This is a genomic window from Paenibacillus sp. URB8-2 (assembly GCF_013393385.1).
Taxonomy (GTDB): domain Bacteria; phylum Bacillota; class Bacilli; order Paenibacillales; family Paenibacillaceae; genus Paenibacillus_AQ.
This window is the reverse complement of record NZ_AP023239.1, coordinates 5,113,635-5,136,339: the sequence shown is the minus strand read 5'-3', so window position 1 is coordinate 5,136,339 and position 22,705 is coordinate 5,113,635. Positions and strand designations below refer to the sequence as shown.

The 22,705-nt window shown below is 56.3% G+C and carries 15 protein-coding genes and 1 riboswitch; of the genes, 6 read left to right on the top strand and 9 right to left on the bottom strand.

What is annotated here, in order from left to right; translation table 11 throughout:
* The first annotated feature begins 90 nt into the window (after positions 1-90).
* Entirely contained in the window at positions 91-3,090 is a 3,000-nt protein-coding gene (locus PUR_RS23800) for an efflux RND transporter permease subunit (RefSeq protein WP_179037345.1), read from the top strand.
* 269 nt (positions 3,091-3,359) lie between these two features.
* Here the strand turns inward: PUR_RS23800 and PUR_RS23790 are convergent, their stop codons facing one another.
* The gene (locus PUR_RS23790; RefSeq protein ID WP_179037343.1) at positions 3,360-3,845 is read right to left on the bottom strand and encodes a DinB family protein; all 486 of its coding nucleotides are present in this window, start codon (positions 3,843-3,845) and stop codon (positions 3,360-3,362) included.
* 233 nt (positions 3,846-4,078) lie between these two features.
* Between PUR_RS23790 and PUR_RS23785 the strand changes: the two genes are divergently transcribed.
* Entirely contained in the window at positions 4,079-5,035 is a 957-nt protein-coding gene (locus tag PUR_RS23785) for a helix-turn-helix transcriptional regulator (protein WP_179038051.1), read from the top strand.
* Between the two features lie 107 nt (positions 5,036-5,142).
* Here the strand turns inward: PUR_RS23785 and gcvPB are convergent, their stop codons facing one another.
* The 3 genes from gcvPB to gcvT form a co-directional block, all read right to left on the bottom strand.
* Positions 5,143-6,603, bottom strand: a complete 1,461-nt coding sequence (gene gcvPB, locus PUR_RS23780; protein ID WP_179037342.1) for an aminomethyl-transferring glycine dehydrogenase subunit GcvPB — start codon at positions 6,601-6,603, stop codon at positions 5,143-5,145.
* Positions 6,600-7,952, bottom strand: a complete 1,353-nt coding sequence (gcvPA, locus tag PUR_RS23775; RefSeq protein WP_179037341.1) for an aminomethyl-transferring glycine dehydrogenase subunit GcvPA — start codon at positions 7,950-7,952, stop codon at positions 6,600-6,602. The genes gcvPB and gcvPA overlap by 4 nt, the downstream gene beginning before the upstream one ends.
* A gap of 113 nt (positions 7,953-8,065) precedes the next feature.
* Complete coding sequence (gene gcvT / locus PUR_RS23770) at positions 8,066-9,169, bottom strand: glycine cleavage system aminomethyltransferase GcvT (RefSeq protein WP_179037340.1); 1,104 nt, start codon at positions 9,167-9,169, stop codon at positions 8,066-8,068.
* A gap of 508 nt (positions 9,170-9,677) precedes the next feature.
* A riboswitch (glycine riboswitch) is annotated at positions 9,678-9,775 on the bottom strand.
* Positions 9,776-9,960: 185 nt separating this feature from the next.
* Here gcvT and gcvH point away from each other — a divergent pair.
* Complete coding sequence (gene gcvH, locus PUR_RS23765; protein WP_179037339.1) at positions 9,961-10,353, top strand: glycine cleavage system protein GcvH; 393 nt, start codon at positions 9,961-9,963, stop codon at positions 10,351-10,353.
* A 640-nt stretch (positions 10,354-10,993) separates the two neighbouring features.
* On the opposite strand, the gene PUR_RS23760 is transcribed toward gcvH, so the two are convergent.
* The 4 genes from PUR_RS23760 to PUR_RS23745 form a co-directional block, all read right to left on the bottom strand.
* Entirely contained in the window at positions 10,994-11,452 is a 459-nt protein-coding gene (locus PUR_RS23760; protein ID WP_179037338.1) for a hypothetical protein, read from the bottom strand.
* Positions 11,453-11,746: 294 nt separating this feature from the next.
* Positions 11,747-12,970: an AGE family epimerase/isomerase gene (locus PUR_RS23755; protein ID WP_179037337.1), complete on the bottom strand. Its 1,224-nt coding sequence runs from the start codon at positions 12,968-12,970 to the stop codon at positions 11,747-11,749.
* A 331-nt stretch (positions 12,971-13,301) separates the two neighbouring features.
* Positions 13,302-14,201, bottom strand: a complete 900-nt coding sequence (locus PUR_RS23750; RefSeq protein ID WP_179037336.1) for a flagellar motor protein MotB — start codon at positions 14,199-14,201, stop codon at positions 13,302-13,304.
* The gene (locus PUR_RS23745) at positions 14,198-14,977 is read right to left on the bottom strand and encodes a flagellar motor protein (protein WP_179037335.1); all 780 of its coding nucleotides are present in this window, start codon (positions 14,975-14,977) and stop codon (positions 14,198-14,200) included. Before PUR_RS23745 ends, PUR_RS23750 begins: the two co-directional genes overlap by 4 nt.
* 181 nt (positions 14,978-15,158) lie before the next feature.
* On the opposite strand from PUR_RS23745, the gene uvrB reads away from it, so the two are divergent.
* Positions 15,159-17,150 carry an excinuclease ABC subunit UvrB gene (gene uvrB, locus PUR_RS23740; RefSeq protein ID WP_179037334.1) on the top strand — a complete coding sequence of 664 codons (1,992 nt, stop codon included), beginning with the start codon at positions 15,159-15,161 and terminating at the stop codon, positions 17,148-17,150.
* 235 nt (positions 17,151-17,385) lie between these two features.
* Entirely contained in the window at positions 17,386-20,259 is a 2,874-nt protein-coding gene (uvrA, locus tag PUR_RS23735; protein WP_179037333.1) for an excinuclease ABC subunit UvrA, read from the top strand.
* A 110-nt stretch (positions 20,260-20,369) separates the two neighbouring features.
* On the opposite strand, the gene PUR_RS23730 is transcribed toward uvrA, so the two are convergent.
* Entirely contained in the window at positions 20,370-22,004 is a 1,635-nt protein-coding gene (locus tag PUR_RS23730; protein ID WP_179037332.1) for a nitrite/sulfite reductase, read from the bottom strand.
* Between the two features lie 471 nt (positions 22,005-22,475).
* Between PUR_RS23730 and PUR_RS23725 the strand changes: the two genes are divergently transcribed.
* Positions 22,476-22,685 (top strand): hypothetical protein, encoded by a 210-nt coding sequence (locus PUR_RS23725; protein ID WP_124696698.1) that lies wholly within the window; start codon positions 22,476-22,478, stop codon positions 22,683-22,685.
* Positions 22,686-22,705: the final 20 nt, after the last annotated feature.

The window sequence follows — 22,705 nt, the reverse complement described above, 5'->3', positions numbered from 1 at the left end:
AACTAAACTGAATCAAGAGAAAACCAATTCTACATAAAAAATAAGCAACAAGAGCATTAACAATACTGGGGAGTGGAAGGAGAAATTAAAATGACATGGTTGACAAAATGGGCGTTCGGCAATAAGGCGGCCGCGGGGCTGCTGATTGCGATGGCGCTCGTTGTGGGAGTGATGAGCTACAGCTCACTGCCGATGGAGTTCATGCCGGAGGCGGATAATCCGCAGGTGACGATAACGGCGCTCGGCCCTGGACAGGACGCGCATTCGATGGAGGAGAAGGTAACCAAGCCGATCGAAGCCGCCGTTTCCACGGTCAAAGGAAAGACGAGCATTACGTCCACTTCGGGAGACAGCTTCACTAAAGTGGACATTGGTTTTGACTCCAAGACGAATATGAAGGATGCCGCGCAGGAGGTTCAGAAGGCGGTCGACGCGCTGCAATTCCCGCAAGGGGTGATGAAGCCGTTTGTCCTTCAGCTGAATACCTCGATGATTCCGGTTTCCGAGGCTACTCTCGCGTTCGACACAGGAATAACCGAAGAGAACCTGAAGATAGCGGAGACGGTGATTATTCCCGAGCTTCAAAAGATTGATGGCGTTGCGAACGTTGCGCTGTACGGCAAAACCGCGCCGCAGGTGACGATTAAGCTGGATCCGCGTCTTATGGCGGAGAAGAAAGTATCCGTCCAGCAAATTACCGGCCTGCTTCAGGGCCGTAACGTATCGGCTTCCATCGGGGAGCAGACGATTGGCGGCCAGACAGGCAGCGTGAGCGTCGTATCCTCTATCGATAGTATCGATACTTTGAAGAAGCTGCCGGTCTCGGCCGGGGTAACGCTGCAGGATATTGCGTCTGTTCAGGAAAAGAGCGATCAGGAAAGCGTCAGCCGCTCGAACGGCAAGGATGTGCTGTTCGCGGTGGTAACGAAAGAACCCAATGCCAACGCGGTCGATGTCGGCAATAAAGTCAAGGATGCCGTAGAGAACATTAATTCGACCGTAAAAGGCGCGGAAGCCGCCGTCGTATTCAGCACCTCGGATATGGTCGTCGATTCCGTGAACAGCATGATGCGTGAAGTGCTGCTCGGCGCATTGTTTGCAACGATCATCATTTTGATATTCCTGCGCAACCTGCGGGCGACGCTCGTGACGGCCGTTTCCATTCCGCTGTCGCTGGCCGTTACTTTATACCTGCTCGATATCTCCGGCATTACCCTGAACATTATTACGCTCGGCGGGGTAGCGGTTGCCGTTGGCCGTCTGGTCGACGACAGTATCGTGGTTATCGAGAACATTTACCGCAGATTGCAGAAAGAGTCCTTTTCCATTGACATGATGATCAGTGCGACTAAAGAGGTTGCCCGGGCGATTACGTCCTCGACCGTTGCGACCGTCGCCGTCTTCCTGCCGATGGGTCTGCTGCGGGGCAGCCTGCAGGCGTTCCTGCTGCCTTTTGCCTTGACCGTAACGTACTCGCTGCTGACGTCGCTGGTGGTCGCATTGACTGTCGTTCCATTGCTAAGCTCCGTGCTGCTGCGGAACACATCGATGAAAGAGCATGAGCCATCCAAGGGATTTCAGCGGTTCCTTAAGTGGAACCTGAACCATAAGTGGGTGTCGCTGTCGCTGGGGCTGATTATTCTGGTATCTTCAATTGCAGCGTACATGAACATGCCTAAGGGTGCGCTTGACGCTTCCGATGCGAGTATGGTCTCGGTAGAGCTGAAATACCCGAATGATACACCGGTCGCGGAGGTTCTTGAACAGGGGAGACGACTGGAACAGGAATTGATTAAACAACCTCAGGCAGAGTCGGTAATCATGCAATCCGGGAACAGCGCCGATTCCGCTAAATGGGGCAATGTATCCTCAGCTACCGTGGTCAACTTTACCACAACTATAAAGAAAGATGCCGACGCCCAGGCGTTCATTGATACCATCCGCGGCCTGCAAAATACCTTTGCCGGCGCTACCCTGACGGCGAAAGAAGCCAGCATAATGGGTTCGGCTTCGACAAGCGAGTTTATAGATATCGCCGGCGAAGATCTGTCCAAGGTTACTGCGGCGGCAGGTCAGGTTATGGATAAGGTCAAGACAATTGACGGCATCCAAAAAATCTCCAGCAATATGGAGGATACGAAGCCGGTCTTTGCCTTCAACGTGAATCCGGCGCAGGCCAACGCGCAGGAAGTAACGATGCAGCTGGCCGCTATGCTGAATCCGATCCCGCTCGGCGAGATGGAACTGAATGGCTCTCCGGCGTCGGTTGTTTTGTCCCCATTAGCCGAGCCGAAATCTCAGGCGGACTTGAAGGGCATTACGCTGATGACTTCAACCGGTCCTAAGCCGCTGTCGCAGCTTGCCAGCCTGGAGGTTCGTGAAGAACCGGCCATGCTGTACCGTAAAGAAGGCAAGCCTTATGTTCGCATTACGGCTGAAGTCGATCCGAAGAAGGTTTCCGAAATCGGAGCTTCTATTAAAAAAGAAACCGACAGCATCAAGCTGCCGGAAGGCGTAACCATCATCTCGGGCGGCGCATCCGCCGACCAGGCGGGCGATTTCAAGGACCTGGGAATGACGGCGCTCATTTCAATCGGCCTTGTCTATCTGATCATGGTCATAACCTTCAAGACGCTTCGCGCTCCGCTTGCGATTATGTTCTCGCTGCCGCTGGCGGCCATCGGCGCCGTCGTCGGTCTGCTGGTATCGGGAGTGACTCCCGATTTTACCGCTGTATTCGGCGCGCTGATGCTGATCGGCATTGTGGTCACGAACGCTATTGTGCTGATTGACCGCGTCAAGCATAACGAGGAGCACATGAGTATTCGCGAAGCGCTCCTCGAAGCGGCCGGAACGCGGATGCGGCCGATTCTGATGACGGCCATCGCCACCATTTGCGCGATGCTGCCGCTGCTGTTCGGCCATTCCGAGCAGGGCAGTATCGTCTCGCAAAGTCTGGCCATCGTGGTCGTCGGCGGTTTGACCGCAGCCACGGTGTTGACGCTGATTGTGGTGCCGGCCATTTACGAGCTGTTCTACTTCCGCAAGTCGGCTAAGCAGCGCAGAAAAGCGCTGAAACAAGCGGCGTAGTCCACAATCCGCTGGAACAAACGATAAAATGTTAAATGGAGCGATGTCGTTCCGGACTTGATCCGGGGCGAATCGCTCCATTTGTTTTTTCGAAATTGGGGAGGCTTCATTCAGAGCGATTTAAGAAAACGCTGAATCTCCTCAAGGTAACGATTCGGCGCGTCAAAATGGATGGCATGACCGGCGTCCAAATGAACGAGCTTCGTGTTCAGCCTTCTGCGCGCCATTTCTTCCGCCTGCCCGTAAGATGAATCTTCCCTCATCCGGGTTCAGTACAGATCGAACATGTTCACTTCATAGCCCAGTTCCTTCATGTAATTGAAGAGCTGCGCCCGGTGGTGCTGGGCATGGGTGACGATTTCAATCAGCCATTTCGCCTGCACCGAGCCCTGCTCCAAATAAAAGGGCTTGGTGGCTTTGTGAAGAAAGTCCTCTTCGCTTAAGTTCTCCATGTACGCTTTCAGATCCTGAAAGCCATTATCCATCCACGCCGACAATTCCTCCGAAGTCCCGGCTTCGTTTATCTCTTCTTCCGCCCGGCGGATGTCCGGCTGCCCTTGCTCCTGCAGGATCAGCAGATCGACCGAGGGAACGGAGACGAGATGCTGCGCCAGCTCCAGCAGGGAGCGCATATTGTCCCTCGGACGGTAGCCCCAGTGCTCGGGAGAGATTTTGGCAATCAGCTTGGAAGAGGTTCGGACGATATGTTCCAGTTCATGCAGGAGAAGGTCTTTCATTTCATTTACGGCTTGCATAAGCTCACACCCTTCGATTCATTGATTTGGCCGGCAGCGCCCCGCATTCGCATCGTTCTGCATTCGGATCGTTCAACGAGGAAATGCAATTTGGAGGCTGCGGCGCTCTGGGATTCGGTTCCCATTGTAGCTTATAATAGTGACAAGTATTGTCATAAAATAATTAGGAAATTCCGTCCCACAGGCAGAAAGGAGGATCAGCGCCCATGTCCAAATACGAAAGCCGGGACACCATGTCCAAATCAAAACGGCTGCTGGAGCTGATGCTGACCGTCAACCGAAAGCGAAAATTTACCGTCAAGGAGCTTGCACAGGAGTTCGGCGTGTCGTCGAGGACCATATTAAGGGATTTGCAGGAGCTTGGCGAACTGGGTGTCCCCTTATATTCGGAGGTGGGGCCGCACGGCGGCTATCAGGTGCTGAACGAACGGATTCTGCCGCCCATCGCTTTCACCGAGGAGGAAGCGGTTGCCCTTTTTTTCGCATGCCATGCCCTTCGTCATTATTCCTACATCCCCTTTGAGACGGAAGCTTCTTCGGCGCTGGGCAAATTTTATCATTACATGTCCGGGGACGTGCGTGACCGGATTGACCAGATGAAGAACCGGGTAGATTTCGTCGTTCCGGCAAGGCAGGCGGAGTCTCCCTTTCTGTCGGCGCTGCTTGAGGCGGCCGTGATGCAAAAGACCGTCAGAATCAAATATAAGTCGCAGGACACGCTATCGGAACGGAACATTCAGCCGATCGGGATTTATGCCAGCAGCGGGCTGTGGTACTGTCCGGCGTACTGCTTTTTGCGCGGCGGCGTCCGCCTGTTCCGCTGCGACCGGATCGAAAGCATGAAGGAGGGAGACCCCGGGACGAAGCCGTTGGATTTGCGCAGCGTTCATCTGGACAACTGGGAGGATTCTTTTACGGACAAAAGCCCAAATACCCGCTGCCGCGTTCAATTGAGCGAGGAGGGGGTAAGGGTGTGCGAAGCGGAGCTGGGACGACGGGGGTTGCTGCGGGTTCGGGAAGACGGCACCGGCTGGATTGACGGGGATATTCCGAACAGCGAAATTCCTTATTTCTCCAGATTGTTCATCGGCCTTGGAAGCGACGCCGCGGTAACGGAACCGCCGGAGCTGGTCGACTGCATGAGAGCGAAGCTGAAGGAACTGCTGGCTAAGTATGACGGGCAGGTCTAACCATCCTTTCCGCGAACATAGAAAATCCCCCTTGATGCATCCGGTGAAAAAGACTGACCGGATGGTCAAGAGGGACTGTATCGTGTTAATGCCGTTTTGCCGCCGGCTTATCCACAGGAGCAGTTCAGCACGGGCTTCCGCGCGGCCTGCGTCTCATCAAGCCGGCTGATTTCCGTTGTATGCGGCGCGTTCAGGACGACTTCCGGCGTCTCCTTCGCTTCCTGCACAATCCGGATCATCGTGTCGATGAATCCGTCGAGCGTTTCCTTGCTTTCCGTCTCGGTCGGCTCGATCATGATGCACTCCTCCACGTTGAGCGGGAAGTAGACGGTCGGCGGATGGTAGCCGAAGTCGAGCAGGCGTTTGGCGACATCAAGCGTGCGGACGCCGTAGGCTTTTAGATTTTTGCCGGACAGGACGAACTCATGCTTGCAGATGCCGGGGTAAGGCACCTCAAAATACGGCGCCAGCCGTTGCAGCATATAGTTGGCGTTCAGCACGGCGTTCTCCGACACCTCGCGCAGTCCGTCCGGACCGTAGGTGCGGATGTACGCGTAAGCGCGGACGAGAATGCCGAAGTTTCCGTAGTAAGCCTTTACCCGGCCGATTGACTGCGGGCCGCCGTTCTGGAGCGTGAAGCCGCCGTCTTCCGTCTTGGCCACGGTCGGGCCGGGCAGGAACGGGGTCAGCTTCGCCTTGACGCCGACCGGGCCGGCGCCCGGACCGCCGCCGCCGTGCGGCGTGCTCATCGTCTTGTGCAGGTTGAGATGCACAACGTCGAAGCCCATGTCGCCGGGGCGGGTGATGCCCATGATCGCGTTCGAATTCGCGCCGTCATAGTAGAGCAAGCCGCCCGCTTCGTGCACGATCCGGGCTATTTCGACAATCTGCGTCTCGAACAGGCCGAGCGTGCTCGGGTTGGTCAGCATGAGCGCCGCGGTGTCGCTGCCAACCGCGTTTTTCAGCGCCTCCAGGTCGACCATTCCCTGCTCATTGGAAGGAATGGTCACCGTTGTAAGGCCCGCCGCCGAAGCGCTGGCCGGATTCGTGCCGTGCGAGGAGTCCGGAACGATGACCTTGGTCCGGACTTCGCCGCGGGCTTCGTGATAGGCGCGGATCATCATCAGTCCGGTCCATTCGCCGTGCGCGCCGGCGGCGGGCTGGAGGGATACGGTATCCATGCCGGTCAGCGCGGCCAGGTCGCTCTGCAGCGTGTGCATCAGCTCCAGCGCACCCTGGATGCTCTCCTCCGGCTGATACGGATGAATCTTCGCGAATCCTGAGAAGCGGGCGACATCCTCGTTGATCTTCGGATTATATTTCATCGTGCAGGAGCCAAGCGGATAGAAGCCGTTGTCGACGCCGAAGTTGCGGCGGGACAGGGAAGTGTAGTGGCGGATGACATCCACCTCGGACACTTCCGGAAGCGCGGCCGGTTCGCTCCGCAGCAGCTCGGCGGGAATCAGCGCCTCCAGGCCTTCTTCCGCCGGCACATCGCATTCCGGCAGGGAGTAGGCGGCGCGTCCCGGACGGCTCAGTTCAAAGATAAGGCTTTGTTCCGGTTTCATAAACAGCCCTCCAGTACGCTTGCAAATTCGTCGATTTCACTCTTGCTACGTTTCTCCGTTACGGCAATCAGCATGTGGCCGGCAAGCTCGGGGTAATCCTTGCCGAGATCGTAGCCGCCGAGGAAGCCCTCTCCGAGCAGCTTGGTGTTAACTGAGGATGGATCGCTGCCCTCCGGCAGCTTCAACACGAATTCGTTGAAGAACGGGGAGTCGAAGGCGATCTCAACGCCTTGGATGGACCCGAGCCGGGCGGCGGCGTAATGGCTCTTGCGGATATTCAGTCCGCCGACCTCGCGCATGCCTTCCTTGCCCATGACGGACAGGTAGACCGAAGCGCAGAGCGCCAGCAGCGCCTGGTTGGAGCAGATGTTCGACGTCGCTTTCTCGCGGCGGATATGCTGCTCCCGGGCCTGAAGCGTCAGCACGAAGCCGCGCTTGCCGCTGCGGTCGACCGTTTGGCCGACGATGCGGCCGGGGATGCGCCGCATGAGATGCTCGGCGACCGCGAAGTAGCCGCAGGTCGGCCCGCCTAGCGAGGCGTTGATGCCGAGCGGCTGGGCGTCGCCGACGACAATGTCGGCGCCCAGCTTGCCCGGCGTTTCGAGCACGCCGAGCGCGAGGGGATTGGCGCTGACGACGAGCAGCGCCTTGGCGTCATGCGTCAGCTGCTCGATGGCGGCCAGGTTCTCGATGCACCCGAAGAAGTTCGGGTACTGCACGAGCACCGCCGCCGTCTCGCCGTCGACCGCCTGCGCCAGCAGCGCAAGATCGGTGACGCCGTCCGCGCAGCCGACCTCGGCGATTTCAAGACCGAGTCCGGCGGCGGAGGTCTTCAGCACCTGCCGAGCTTCAGGATGGACAGCTCTACTGACGATGATCTTTTTACGCTTCGCAGCTCCCGAAGCAAGCACCGCCGCTTCGGATAAAGCCGTCGCGCCGTCGTACATGCTGGCGTTGGCGACCTTCATGCCGGTCAGCTCGCAAATGTACGACTGGAATTCGAAGATCGCTTGCAGTTCCCCTTGGCTGATCTCCGGCTGGTAAGGCGTGTAAGCCGTATAAAATTCCGAACGGGAAATGACATGGTTAATGACGACTGGAACATGATGATCGTAGAGGCCCGCCCCCAGAAAGCTGATGTGGCTGTCGAAATCGGCGTTCTTGTCCGCCAGACGCTTCATATGCCGCAGCAGGGCGTATTCGTCCAGCGCTTCCGACATGGGTAGCCGGCCCTTGTAACGTACGGCCTCAGGGATATCGGCGAACAGCTCCTCCACGGACTGAATTCCGATCTCCGCCAGCATTTCGCTGCGGTCCTGCTCGGTCATTGGCAGATAACGATGCTTCATTTTCGGATTCACTCCTTGGCTGATTCGTAGGATTATGTCTTGCTCAACAATTCTTCAATCGCAAGTAAAACGACCGCTAATGAGGGATTAGACGACTTCTTCGAAAAGAATCGCTAAGAGTTTTTCTTATAAAAAGGGGCTTTCACGACGGCGGCCTTGAGCCGCTTGCCGCGGATTTCGACTTCCAACTCCGTGCCGATTTCGCCGTACCGGGCATCCACCAGGGCAAGCCCCAGGTTCCGCTTCAGCGTCGGCGACTGAGTGCCGGTCGTAATCTCGCCGATCTGCTGTTCCCCCGTGTATACGGGATAATGCGAGCGCGGAATGCCGCGGTCGATCATTTCGATTCCGACCAGTCGGCGGGGAACGCCCTGCTCCTTCTGGGCCAGCAGCGCTTCGCGGCCGATAAAGTCGGCCTTATCCAGCTTCACGAAGAAGCCGAGCCCCGCTTCCAGCGGCGAGATGTCCTTCGACAACTCTTGGCCGTACAGCGGCAGCTTCGCTTCGAAGCGAAGCGTGTCGCGCGCGCCGAGGCCCGCCGGCGTAAGCCCGTGGGCGCTGCCCGCTTCGAGCAGCCCGTTCCACAGCTTTTCCGCAGCGTCTACCGGAGCATACAGCTCGAAGCCATCTTCGCCGGTATAGCCTGTACGCGACAGCAGCACTTCCACGCCGCACACGACCGCGCGCTCCGCGAAATGGAACGGCTTCAGACCGGCCGGCGCCACAGAGGAAACCTCGCTTATGATTTGTTGGGCGTGCGGCCCTTGAACCGCCAGCAGCAGCGTTTCCTCCGACCGGTCCGTAAGCTCCACGCCGCTCTCCGGCAGATGGTCCTGAAGCCACTGGTAATCCTTATCGATGTTGGAGGCGTTCACGACAAGCATGTAGCGCCCTTCGCCCAGGCGGTATACGAGCAGGTCGTCGACCGTGCCGCCGTCCGGGTAGCAGAGCAGCGAATACTGCGCCTGGCCGTCCGCGAGCCTGCCGACATCGTTGGTCGTCATGTGCTGCAGGTAAGTCTCCGCTCCGCTGCCGGTCACCATGAATTCGCCCATGTGCGAGACGTCGAACAATCCCGCCCGGCTGCGGACCGCTTCGTGCTCTTTCTGGATGCCGGTGAACTGCACCGGCAGCTCCCAGCCGCCGAAATCAATGCTTCTGGACTCCGGATAAGCGGAGTAGAAGGCGAAAAAAGGCGTTCTCTTCAAAGCATTCATGTCGTCACTCCCCGTGATTTTTTTAATTAATAAGACTTTGCACACCCTAATATTTCCAAAAAGAAACGTGGTTGCGTCCAGCGGGGACGCCGTCCGGTGTTTCTTCAAGCCGCATATAGCTGTTGGGGTCCTCCTAAAGTATCCGGGTCTGCTTTACCGCCAGATTTTACTTTGAAGGGGCCAGGAAGCGGGTCCCGAACGGGGCTGTTTTATTCTGCAAAATGAAGCTTGCCCTCCGCAGCACATTCCCAAACCTTTGCGTCGATCCCGCTTTTATCTTTCGGCAAGCGCAAAAAAGGACAGGCGTAAGACGAATCTGCACAAAATATGCGCACACTTTCGTCTTTCGCTCTGTCCCTTGTACCTGAGAGTTACCCCGCTCCGGGCTGCAAAAGTCCGGTATTCCAGCATATCAGCGGCAATAGCCTGACGGCCCGGCGCTTTAGCTTTGAGCGGGTTTCCCCGTTGGTGACCGTACGCTGACCGCGCCCGATGCTCTCCAGAGATGCGTCCGGCAGAGGTCCTTTTGCCTGAGAGATTCCCCTTGGTTCAAGGCTTACTCCTTCGGCGCCGTCTTCGGAGGACGGTCTCTCCCTATGCCATCATTCGCTGTTTGTATGTGATTCTTCTCACTCCATTAATACTGGAATCCCTTCCCGGTGTCAACCATATTCGTTCAAAAACCGGTCAAAAATTATTTTCCTGTCAGATATATTGACACCGGATAAGGGCATAACTTAGTCTATAACTAATTTAAGACTCCCAATGGCGAAGAGAGGCGGCTATCGAAAATGAGTGAAGTGCTAGACAATCTCCGGTATAGCGAAGAGCATGAATGGGCGCAGCAGGGCGAAGGTCAAATCGTGCGCGTAGGCATCACCGACCATGCCCAGCATCTGCTTGGTGATATCGTGTTCGTGGAGTTTCCGGAAATCGGCACGGCGGTCACCGCCGGCGACAGCGTAGGCAGCATCGAATCGGTCAAGACCGTATCCGAATTATATTCTCCGGTGTCGGGAACGGTGACGCGGGTCAACGCGGCGCTTGAAGACAAGCCCGAGCTGCTGAACGAGCAGCCGTACGGCGAGGGCTGGATTTACGAGGTGGAGGTCGAGGGCGACTACGCCTCTGCGACGGACGGACTGCTGGACGCGGCGGCTTATCGTGAACTGGTCGGCGAGTAACGCGATTATATTTGGTATTCGGTCATAGCTTAAACGGAGGATTCCGTTCGTGCCTGATCCGGCAGCGGTTTTTGCATGAACGGGAAAACCTCCGTTTAATTTTTTGGAAAAAAGCTGTTTCGCCTAATAAATGGGAAAACCTCCCGTTTATTTGCTGTTTTTTCTTTATTTCTGCCTGAAACGCCGATTTAGAGGGAGATTTTCCAGTTTAAGTATGTAAGAGGCTCCTTTTTTGAAAAATAAAAGGGAGAAATTCCGCTTCGTCCATTTGGCTGCTTGATTTGGCGAGTAGAGGAATGGATGCTGTCCTGCCAAGGTTGTCAGCGGCGGATTTTGGACCATTTTGCATACGGACGAATAAGCGGCTAAACTCGGCAGGCTGGCACTGGACAATGGTCCGATCCGCCGAACCAACGCGGTCCTTACTGGGCAGGCTTTGGACAGCGGATGATCCGCCAGACCAGGGCCGGCTTTTTTGAAATATCAGAAAGTATAAGCTTCGCGCTTATCTTTAACCTGATATTTTTACGAGAAACGGATGCCCTCCTCTTCCAGAGGACGGCAAAGCCGTTTCTTCTTATGTTTTTTGCAGGTGATTGAGGACGGTTGGCCCTGCTGCTTCCGGGCTTTCTGCAGGATGCTACCAGGTCGGAAAGCCGGCGATTCCCTTGTAGATGGATGGCACCAGATGCCAGAAGAAGGACTCTAGGTACAAGCTGGCTGCCGCAAAAAGAATCCATAATCCGAGAAGCCTTCCTATTTTGCTGCTCCTACGAATAGAGGGAGAAAGTACGAGTGCGTAGACGGCTATGGAGTAGAAAGGGAACAGGGCGGCCGTCATCAAGGCTGTGCTCATCGTAAAGGTGATTTCAGCGGCGGAGGTCGGAATCATGGCATTCGGATTGCTGGCCGGATCGGCAAAATACAGCCCTGCGAGAAGAGGCAGCCAGGCAGCCAGCACATGAAGCGGGAAAGCCGGGATCTTATTGCCGTTCAACGCGCGCAGAATCCACCAATAACCGCACCAGACGAGCGCGTAGAGCGCGCCAAAGGCCAGCAAGTAGCCCCTTATCGTCGTCAGTTTCCAGCCAGTGGGCATACCCGTCGGGATATCCCAAAACCCAATAGAAACATCAAGAAAACGGCGTGAAAAACGAGGCTGACCGACGGCAGGCTAACGGAATACGCTACGGTTTTCCATCGCTTCGGATCGCGTAAAGCGCGGACAAGAGAAGCCATTTTGGGAAACATCTCCTTTGCCTACTCTTTCCGCACGATGTATATTCTTTCCTGCTTGTTTAAACGTGAATTCCCAGTGAATTGCGTTAATATCCTGTGAATCCCCCGCCCGCACTTCTCCCGCCTTGCAACTTTCTGTCATTTCAACATCCGGTCACAAAGGCTTGCCTGCTGCGGTTCCCCAGACGAAAATGGCCGTTATGCAATTGGTGACGGGATGATAGTCAGTCTTCGGCGGCGGACTTTTGATGCTGTTGTACTTCCGGTTTGACGCATCCAAAAGCTGATACCACCCTCCAAAGTCATGGTCAACGAAATAGGTCCAGCAGTAGCTGAAAATATCTTCATAAAATTTCCGGTAGCCGGTCTGCCCCGTACAAGCGGCGAGCAGGGAGGAAGCGCCAATCGCCTCGGCCATTACCCAATACAGCTTATCAGAATCGATAATTTGTCCGTTCTCAGGGGACATCGAGTAGAAAATACCGCCATGCCTCCGGTCCAGACCTTTGTCCACCGCCTCCCGAAACAACCGTTCCGCCTGCGGCGCAAGCCATGCTTGCGGACACAGCCGGTTAAGCAGCAGAAGCAGCTTGGCCCACTCAATGGAGTGGCCGAAAATATAGCCGTAAGGCCGGAATTCGTCCTTGGTGTTGCCCTTGTTGTAATTCCAGTCGATCACCCAGTCGGTCTTGTAGTGCTCCCAAATCAGCTTGCCCGATTGCGGAAGCAGCTTGAACATGACGGAGTGCGCCAGAGTATTTGCGCGGTCCAGATAGCGTCTGTCGCCGGTGGCCTCGTAAGCCGCCATCATCGCTTCGGTCAGATGCATGTTCGCATTTTGTCCGCGATAGGGAGACACTTCAGACCAGTCATCGGACGCTTCATCTGCGTACAGGCCGTCCTGTTCATTCCAGAAATGCTTCTCGAGCACCTCGTACACTTCGCCGATCATCGCCCCTGCCGGGGAGATTCCTGCTTTGAAAGCGGTAGAGGCCGCCAATAAGGCAAAAGCATGCCCGTAGGCGAGCTTTCTTTTATCGGTCGGATTTCGCCCCTTCAGCGTCCAAAAGAACCCTCCGTGCTCATGATCCCACTGAAACTCGCGAAGAAAGCGAAGTCCGTGCTCGGCGGCCCCGCGGTACTCCGCAGGCCCTCCAACCAGCAGAGCCGCGCTGAAAATATAAACGAACCGCGTCATTCCCACCAGCTGTTTCGTCTCGTAATCGCATACGGTTCCATCGTCCAGAAAGCAGTTGATATAACCGCCGTAAAGACGGTCGATACAGCGGGGGGCATAGAAACGAACCGTGTCCAGAATATGCCGCTTCAAAAAAGAAGGGTCAGCGAAATCGGGACAGACGGATGGTGAATCGCTCATGGATAATCCCTCTTTTTATTAAAGTCGTTAATGATTTTATATGCATATTGTGGCTAGTCTCAGTCTATATGATACTTAACGCATTTCAGAGACGGGTAAACCAATGGGGCATTGTCATCTACCCGGTTCAGCAGGAAAATCTAGTGTGTAAGGAGGCAGCGCGAAAAAGCGGATTTTTACGGACAGCAAGTTGTTATGCCGCCGAAAAATCCGCCTTGTATGCTCATTCATGTTCTGCTAAATTCCGGTATGCTTGGGTCCAATCCTAATGCCTCAGGCAGCTTGCGTTTGCAGCGGGCAGAGGAGCGCAGTCGATTCAAAGCGCCTCCGTTCACTCCTCCTGGAGCTGCCGCAGGACGATAATCTCCACCCGGCGGTTTTTCTGCCGTCCGCTCTCCGTGGCGTTGTCCGCGGCCGGACGCGTATCAGCGTAGCCCGCATACTGGAACTGGCCGGGGCTCAGGCTTTCTCTGTCCAGAAAAAAGCGCAGAACGGACAGCGCACGCGCTCCCGAGAGCTCCCAGTTGTCCGCATACCGGGATGAGGGAAGCACCGGTGTGTTGTCCGTATGGCCCTCGATGCTGACCGTAGCGCCGATGCCGCGGAACAGACCGGACAGCTGGCGCAGCGCGGGAACCGCCGCGGGCTTGAGATCCGCCCTGCCGACGGCGAAGAGGAAACGGTCGCTGAGGGTGATGGCGATGCCTTGCGGCTTGTCCGCGACAAAAATCTGGTCGCCTAGATGATTATCCTTCACATATTCGGTGATCACGTTCATCAGATCGGCCAGCTTCGCTTCTTGCTGGCGGAAGGCAAGCTCGCGGGGGGAAGGAGACGCCTCCGCTCCAGGTGTCGCTCCGGCTTGCCCGCTCCCGCCGTCCGTTCCGGCGGATGCCCCGCCGCTCGGTGCCGCTGACGCTGCCGGCTGGCCCGTGGGGCTGCCGTTTGAACCGCTTTGCCCGTTTTCGCTCTCTTTGCCGCTTCCGTTTTGCTGGCCGTTCCCGCCTTCCAGCACCCCGCTTCCGCCGTCAAGGATGCCGCTGCCGGTCTGGAACGAGCGCTGGAGCGAAGCGATCACATTGCCGTATTTCTCCTGATCCAGACTGCTCATGGCATACAAAACGACAAAAAAGATAAGCAGCAGCGTAATCAAATCGGCGTAGGTTATCATCCACCGGTCGCGGCTCTCGCGGCTTTCCCGCCGGCGGATCCGCTGTCCCCGCTGCCTCATGACCGGACCCCTGCCGCGGCGTTCTCATCCCTCTCGTCCTGAAGGAAGGACGCCAGCTTCTTGCGCACGAGCTGGGGATGATCACCGTTTTGCACCGCCAGAATGCCTACAAGCAGCATCTCCATGCCATGCAGCCGGAGCTGGCTCCGCGCTTTAATCTTGGAGGCGATGGGCAAGAGGAGCAGGTTGGCGCTGGCGACTCCGTACAGCGTCGCTGTGAAAGCGACGGCGATCGAAGGGCCGAGATGGGAAGGATCGGTAAGGTTGCCGAGGACACGGATGAGTCCCATGACGGTTCCGATAATGCCCATGGTGGGCGCGTAGCCGCCGGCGGCCTCGAATATTTTGGCATAGCCTTCATGCTTCAGCTCCGCAGCGTCCATCTCCAGTTCCAGGATTTGGCGCACCTGTCCGGGGTCCGTGCCGTCGACGATAAGCTGCAGGCCTTCGCGTGTAAAGGGATCGGGATGCGCCTCCGCCCGGGGTTCCAATGACAGAACGCCGCTTCGGCGGGAGAGCAGCGCCATCTCCACGAGTTCTTCGGCCTGCTCCTCCAGATGGGTCCGGTTCCGGCCGAAGGCCATCTTCAGCGCCGCCGGAACGGCGCGCAGCGTGCGGGCGGGAAAGCTGATCAGGACCGCGGCAACCGTGCCTCCGAACACAATCAGGGCGGCATTCCATTGCAGCAGACCGGATACGCTTCCCCCTTCCCAGAAAAATCCGCCGATCAGGGCGGCGAGCCCGGCAATGATGCCGATTATTGAGGTTATATCCATCGGGTGTACTCCTTAATTGTTCTATATATTAGGTTTGCATGAATGCGGCGGGACATGTATAATTGACGGGAACAAGTATTCTTATATTCCTTTTTTTCACTCTCGTATGAAGAACGGCATTTAAGATAAGAATGGGTTAATATATTCATATATTTTAGACGATTAAGGGGGAGACGGGCAAATGAATGATATTGTCGTCAGTACGAAGACCTTCGAGCTGGAGTCCGAGTACTCACCCCAGGGCGATCAGCCCCGCGCCATCGGGGAATTGGTGGAAGGTCTGCGTGGGGGCAAGAAGCAGCAGACGCTGCTGGGAGCGACGGGTACGGGCAAGACGTTTACCGTTGCGCAGATGATCGCCAAGGTGAACCGGCCTACGCTGGTCATTGCGCATAATAAGACGCTGGCCGCTCAGCTTGCGAGCGAATTTAAGGAGTTTTTCCCGCATAACTCTGTCGATTATTTCGTGAGTTACTATGACTACTACCAGCCGGAGGCCTATATCCCGTCTTCGGATACTTATATAGAGAAGGATTCCAGCATCAATGAGGAGATCGACAAGCTCCGCCACTCCGCGACGAGCTCGCTGTTTGAACGCAGGGATGTCATTATCGTCGCCAGCGTATCCTGCATTTACGGTCTCGGTTCGCCGCAGGAATACGGCAGCCTGCTGCTGTCGCTTCGGGTGGGAATGGAGAAGCCGCGAAATCAGATTCTGAGCCGGCTGGTGGATATCCAGTATCAGCGCAACGACATCAATTTCGTACGCGGAACGTTTCGGGTGCGCGGCGATGTGGTTGAGATCTTCCCCGCTTCGCAAGGGGAGCATGCGATCCGCGTCGAGCTGTTCGGCGATGAAATCGAGCGGATTACCGAGATCGACGTGCTTACCGGGGAACTGATCGGGGAGCGGGAGCATGTCGCCATTTTTCCGGCTTCCCACTTTGTTACGCAGGAAGAGACGATGCGCCTTGCTCTGGTCAACATCGAGCGGGAACTGGAAGGACGTCTGGCCGTACTGCGTGACGCCGGCAAGCTGCTGGAAGCGCAGCGGCTGGAGCAGCGGACGCGGTACGACATTGAAATGATGAAGGAGGTCGGCTTCTGCTCCGGCATCGAGAACTATTCCGGACCGCTGACCTTCCGCGAGCGCGGGGCCACTCCTTATACGCTGCTGGATTATTTCCCGGATGACATGCTGATCGTTATCGACGAATCACATGTGACGCTTCCGCAAATCCGGGCGATGTATAACGGTGACCAGGCGCGGAAGACGGTGCTGGTGGAGCATGGCTTCCGGCTGCCGTCCGCCCTCGACAACCGTCCGCTGAAGTTCGAGGAATTCGAGAATAAGGTCAAGCAGATCGTCTATGTCTCGGCAACGCCCGGCCCTTATGAACTCGAGCAATGCGACACGATGGTGGAGCAGATTATCCGGCCGACCGGCCTGCTGGACCCCATCATCGAAGTGCGTCCGACGGAAGGGCAGATCGACGATCTGATCGGTGAAATCCGCGAGCGGCTCGACCGCGACGAACGCGTGCTGATTACGACGCTGACGAAGAAGATGTCGGAAGACCTTACCGATTACCTGAAGGAAATCGGGATCAAGGTGCGTTATCTGCATTCAGACATCAAGACGCTGGAGCGGATAGCGATCCTGCGCGACCTGCGACTCGGTACATTTCACGTTCTCGTGGGTATTAACTTGTTAAGAGAAGGACTTGATCTGCCGGAAGTCTCGCTGGTTACCATACTCGATGCCGACAAGGAAGGCTTCCTGCGCTCCGAGCGCTCCCTGATCCAGACGATCGGCCGTGCCGCGCGCAACTCGGAAGGCAAGGTCATCATGTACGGCGACCACATCACCGATTCCATGGACAAGGCGATTACCGAGACTCAGCGGCGCCGGACCATCCAGATCGCCTACAACGAGCAGCATGGCATTACGCCGCAAACGATCCGCAAGAGAGTTCGCGACGTCATCGAGGCGACTAAGGTCGCCGAATCCAAGTCCGACTACTTGACCGGCGCGGGCGGCAAGATGAGCAAGAAAGAACGCCAGAGCCTCATGCAGCGGCTTGAGGCCGAAATGAAGGAAGCCGCGAAGAACCTCCAGTTTGAACGCGCCGCCGAACTGCGCGACGCCCTGCTGGAGCTGCGGGCCGAGTAACCGTTATTGCGCAGAAGCATCATGATAGCATTTGCATTGATTTGAACGGCGCTGTCTTTAGGCCGTTCTTCGTGCTTTTTGCCGAGGCGCTTGAGGTTGAGCCAGCTGAAGCGAATCCCGCAGGGATAAGCGGCTCTCCGCACGCAGGCAACTAAATACGGCCCCCAACCTCCATCCGCCAGAAATTTGCGGGTGTCCAGAGGGCAAGCACCAACACATTAAGGAGGATGTACCGTTGGCGAACGAAAACATAGTAATCAAAGGCGCGAGGGCGCATAATCTCAAAAATATCGACGTGACGATACCGCGCGACCGATTCGTCGTGCTGACGGGATTGAGCGGCTCCGGCAAGTCGTCGCTGGCTTTCGATACCATCTATGCCGAAGGGCAGCGCCGGTATGTGGAGTCGCTGTCGGCTTACGCACGCCAGTTCCTAGGCCAAATGGAGAAGCCGGATGTCGATTCCATCGACGGCTTGTCCCCGGCCATTTCCATCGACCAGAAGACGACGAGCCGCAACCCGCGTTCTACCGTGGGAACGGTGACGGAGATTTACGACTATCTGCGCCTGCTGTTCGCGCGGATCGGACATCCCCACTGCCCGGACCACGGCATCGAGATTACGTCTCAGACGGTGGAGCAGATGGTCGACCGGATCATGCAGTACCCGGAGAAGACGAGATTGCAGATTCTCGCTCCGGTCATTTCAGGCCGCAAAGGCGAACACAAAAGCCTGTTTGCAGAAATTTCGAAGCAGGGCTTCGTCCGCGTGCGTGTGGACGGTGAGCTACGTGATTTATCCGAGGACATCGAGCTTGAGAAGAACAAGAAGCATACGATCGAGGTTGTGGTCGACCGGATCGTCATCAAGGAAGAGGTCGAGTCCCGGCTGACGGATTCAATCGAGACGGCCCTGAAGCTGTCGGGCGGCAAAATCCTCGTCGACATCATCGGACAGGAGGAGCTGCTGTTCAGCTCCAATTTTGCCTGCCCCGTATGCGGCTTCAGCATGGAAGAGCTGGCTCCGCGCATGTTCTCCTTCAACAGTCCGTTCGGGGCATGCCCGGAATGCGATGGTCTCGGAGCGCAAATGGTGGTCGATCCCGAACTGCTCGTTCCGGACTCCGGGAAATCGATCGAAGACGGCGCTTTTTTAGCCTGGACCGGCAGCACGTCCAACTATTACCCGCAGTTTCTGAAATCGGTATGCCAGCATTTTCATATTCCCCAAGATGTGCCTGTCAGCGAATTGACGCCGGAGCATATGAACAAGCTGCTGAACGGCACGGGGAGCGAGAAAATCCGTTTCCGCTATGAGAACGACTTCGGACAGCGCAAGGAAGCGATGGTTCCCTTTGAAGGCATTATCCCGAACCTTCAGCGCCGTTACCGCGAGACGGCGTCCGAGGGCATCCGGGAATTTATCGAAGGCTTCATGAGCGCCAAGCCATGCCCCGTATGCAAAGGCAAACGGCTGAAGCGTGAAATCCTGGGCGTGACGGTGGGCGGAAAGAACATCGCCGACGTAACCGATCTGTCGATCGGGGACGGCCAGCGCTTTTTCGGCGACCTCTCCTTAAGCGAAAAAGAAATGGCCATCGCCAATCTCATTCTCAAGGAGATTGGCAGCCGTCTCGGTTTCCTCGTCAATGTCGGTCTCGATTATTTAACGCTCAGCCGTTCGGCCGGTTCGCTGTCCGGCGGCGAGGCCCAGCGCATCCGGCTTGCGACACAGATCGGCTCAAGCCTCATGGGCGTGCTGTACATCCTGGACGAGCCGAGCATCGGCTTGCACCAGCGTGACAATGACCGGCTTATCTCGACGCTCGCGCATATGCGCGATCTTGGCAACACCCTGATTGTCGTCGAGCATGACGAGGATACGATGCTGGCGTCGGATTATATCATCGACATCGGTCCGGGAGCGGGCATTCATGGCGGCAACGTTATCGCCCAGGGAACGCCGCAGGAAATCATGAACGACCCCAACTCGTTAACCGGCGAGTATCTCAGCGGACGCAAATTCATCCCGGTTACATCCAAGCGGCGCGCGACCGACGACCGCTGGCTGGAAATCCGGGGAGCCAAGGAAAACAATCTCAAGAATGTAAATGTCAAAATTCCGCTCGGCGTCTTCACGGCGGTAACCGGCGTGTCCGGTTCCGGCAAGTCTTCGCTCGTCAACGAAATTCTGTACAAGAGTCTTGCCAGAGAGCTGAACAAAGCGGTTAAAGTGCGCCCGGGTCAACATAAAGAGATTCGCGGCCTTGACCAGCTGGACAAGGTTATCGATATCGACCAGTCGCCGATCGGGCGTACGCCGAGATCCAACCCGGCAACCTATACGGGAGTGTTCGACGATATCCGCGACTTGTTCTCCAAGACGAATGAAGCGAAGATCAGAGGCTTTCAGAAAGGCCGCTTCAGCTTCAACGTTAAGGGCGGACGCTGCGAAGCTTGCCGGGGCGACGGCATTATCAAGATCGAGATGCACTTCCTGCCGGACGTCTATGTTCCATGTGAGGTCTGCAAGGGCAAACGCTACAACCGCGAAACGCTGGAAGTCAAGTACAAAGGCAAGAACATTGCCGATGTGCTGGCGATGACGGTGGAGGACGGAACGGAATTTTTCCAAAACATACCTAAGATTCACCGTAAGCTGCAAACGCTGCTGGATGTTGGCCTTGGCTATATCAAGCTGGGCCAGCCGGGAACGACCCTTTCCGGCGGGGAAGCCCAGCGTGTGAAGCTCGCGTCGGAGCTGTACCGCCGGAGCACGGGCAAGACGCTGTACATTCTGGACGAGCCGACAACCGGCCTGCATGTCGACGATATCGGCCGTCTGCTGGAAGTGCTGCACCGCCTGGTCGAATCGGGCGAATCCGTGCTTGTCATCGAGCATAACCTCGACGTTATCAAGACGGCGGATTATATTATCGACATGGGACCGGAAGGCGGAAGCGGCGGCGGAACGGTTATTGCAACCGGCACGCCGGAGAAAATCATCGAGGTATCCGAATCGTACACAGGGAAATATTTAAAGCCGATTTTGCTTCGCGATACAGCCCGTACGGAGGCGTTGATGCTTCAGGCTGCGGAGGCAAAGTAAGCAAGCGAGGGTTTCTAAGCGAAGGTTACTATAGAGGAAATAACAAAGGACCGCGGCAAACTGCCGCGGTCCTTCCTTTGTATTCAAATTTCCTTTATTTCAATGTCCAATCAAGAGGCGGTCGCGGCCAGGATCGAGCTCAGCTTTTCCTGGAAGGCAGGCAGGCCGACGCGTTCGGCGAAAGCATGGAAGCCCTCGCCCGCGGCGCGCTCACTCTTGTAGAACAGCAGAAGCTGCTCAACCACGCCTGCCACTTCGTCCGCTTTGACGCGCCCTTTTAGCGGCTGCGCAAACTTTGCAGCCGGGCCCTGCGCTCCGCCGCCAAGCGTACCGCCGATGGCGATATCATAGGCTTCAACCATGCCTTCGGAGGTCTTCACCAAAGCGCCCTGCAGTCCGATGTCCGCGATCTGCTTCTGTCCGCAGGCATTTGGGCAGCCGATCAGATGGATGCGCACCTTCTCATCAAGCGTCAGACGCTCATCCAGGAACTCGGCAATGGCTACGGCCCGCTTTTTCGTCTCCACCAGGGCCAGGCTGCAGAACTCGTTGCCGGTGCAGGCGACGGTACGGCTGATGAAATTCTTCGGTGCAGGCGACAGGCGCGTCAGCAAAGGCGCGGCCAGCAGCTCGTCGACCTTGTCGTTCGGCACTCCGCTGAGAATCGCGTTCTGCGACATCGTCGTGCGGATATTGCCGTCGCCATAAGCGTCGGCCAGATCGGCCAACTGCGTCAGCTCGTCGGCGTTGAGCCGTCCTACGGGTACGTTCAGGCCGACATAGTTCAATCCCTGCTGCGGCTGCGGATGCACGCCGTCGAAATAGGCGGCCTGCCAGCCGGCCGTTTTGTCCTCGCCCCGTGCAGGCAGCTCCCCGATCACTTCAACCAGCTTGTCCTTGAATTTCTCCGCGCCCCAATCGGCCATCAGAAATTTCAGCCGGGCATGGTGCCGCTTCTCGCGGTACCCATAGTCACGGAAGATCGTAGCTACTCCCGTCGCCACCTTCAATACCTCGTCCGGACGGACGAAGATATCGAGCTTCTGCGCCAGGTGCGGCTTGGCTGACAGTCCGCCGCCGACCATGACATGGAAGCCGACGGTTTCTTGGCCATCGATCTCCTTAACGGCAGGTGTGAATGCCAAATCGTTGATCTCCGCATGGGCGTTGTTATAAGGATTGGCGGAAATCGACATCTTCAGCTTGCGCGGAAGGTTGGAGAAATCGCGGTTCAGCATGAAGAAGCCATTCACTTCGTCGACAAGGGCTTTGGTATCCAGCAGTTCGTCCTTGTCGATCCCGGCAAGCGGATTGCCGACAATAGTGCGCGGGCAGTCGCCGCACGCTTCGAACGAATATAAGCCGACCTCTTCCAGGCGTTTGAAAATGTCCGGGAAATTGTCCACCGTCAGCCAGTGGAACTGGATCGCCTGCCGGGTCGTAATATCGACGAGTTCTCTGCCGTAAAGCCGGGAGATATCGGCCAAGGTCCGCGCCTGCGCGGATGTCATGATGCCGGTGTTGATGCGGACACGCATCATAAAATGACCGTTCTTCGGTTTCTGCTGATACACACCCGCCCATTTGAAGAGGTCCAGCTCATCGGCCGGAATGGAGTCGTAGCCCTCCAGTGCATATTTTTCAATAATAGTGCGAATAACGTCCAGTCCGTCTTTTTCCAGTTTGACTAATTCGAATTTTGACAGCTTGTCCGGATCTTTGGTCCAAATCGGCTCATATGCCATTGATGTTGCCTCCTTCAGAATCCTTGACGGTTTGCGCCAGTTTCGCGCTCATTTCTAATATAAATCCGACGAGGTCGCTATGATATTAGTTTGATGGTATCAAATGATCCGGCCTCCCGTATATGAAGTAAGGTATAGCTCGTATAACAATTGCTTATGGAACCTCCAGGTTCCGTTGATAAATACAAGGCATATGCCCGGTCCGCAGCGCGTAAGATTCAAACAGGGATAATCCCGTTAATATAGTTATTAGTAGGATATAAAAGAGATTCTCCGTCTTAGGCACTTTGAGAATTAAATATTCGCATTGGGTGTCAATGAAGGTTGTCACAAGTACATAGATTTTTGTAAAAATCCTATTGCGCGCTGTCTTTGGTAACGGTAACATAGAAGTGAAAAGGCATAAGCAGAGAGTAGACGGTGCGGCTGATGGGCATGTCTGCTCGACAACCATTATGAGGAGGTAGGGCTATGCTGCTTGCGGAAGCCGCCACGGCAACTGCGTCCAGATTTCATACCTTTGATGTGTTTATGATTTTGTTCACGGTGCTCATAGCGACCGGGGTTGTCCGGCTGCTCAGGGCCCCGCAGAAGAACAAGTTTGCGATTGCCTTCGGAATCGTCAGTCTGCTGGTCTTTCTCGTTTCCGACTATGCCATGGTCAAATATTGGCTAAGCTGAAGAGCCGGCGTTCTCTATGA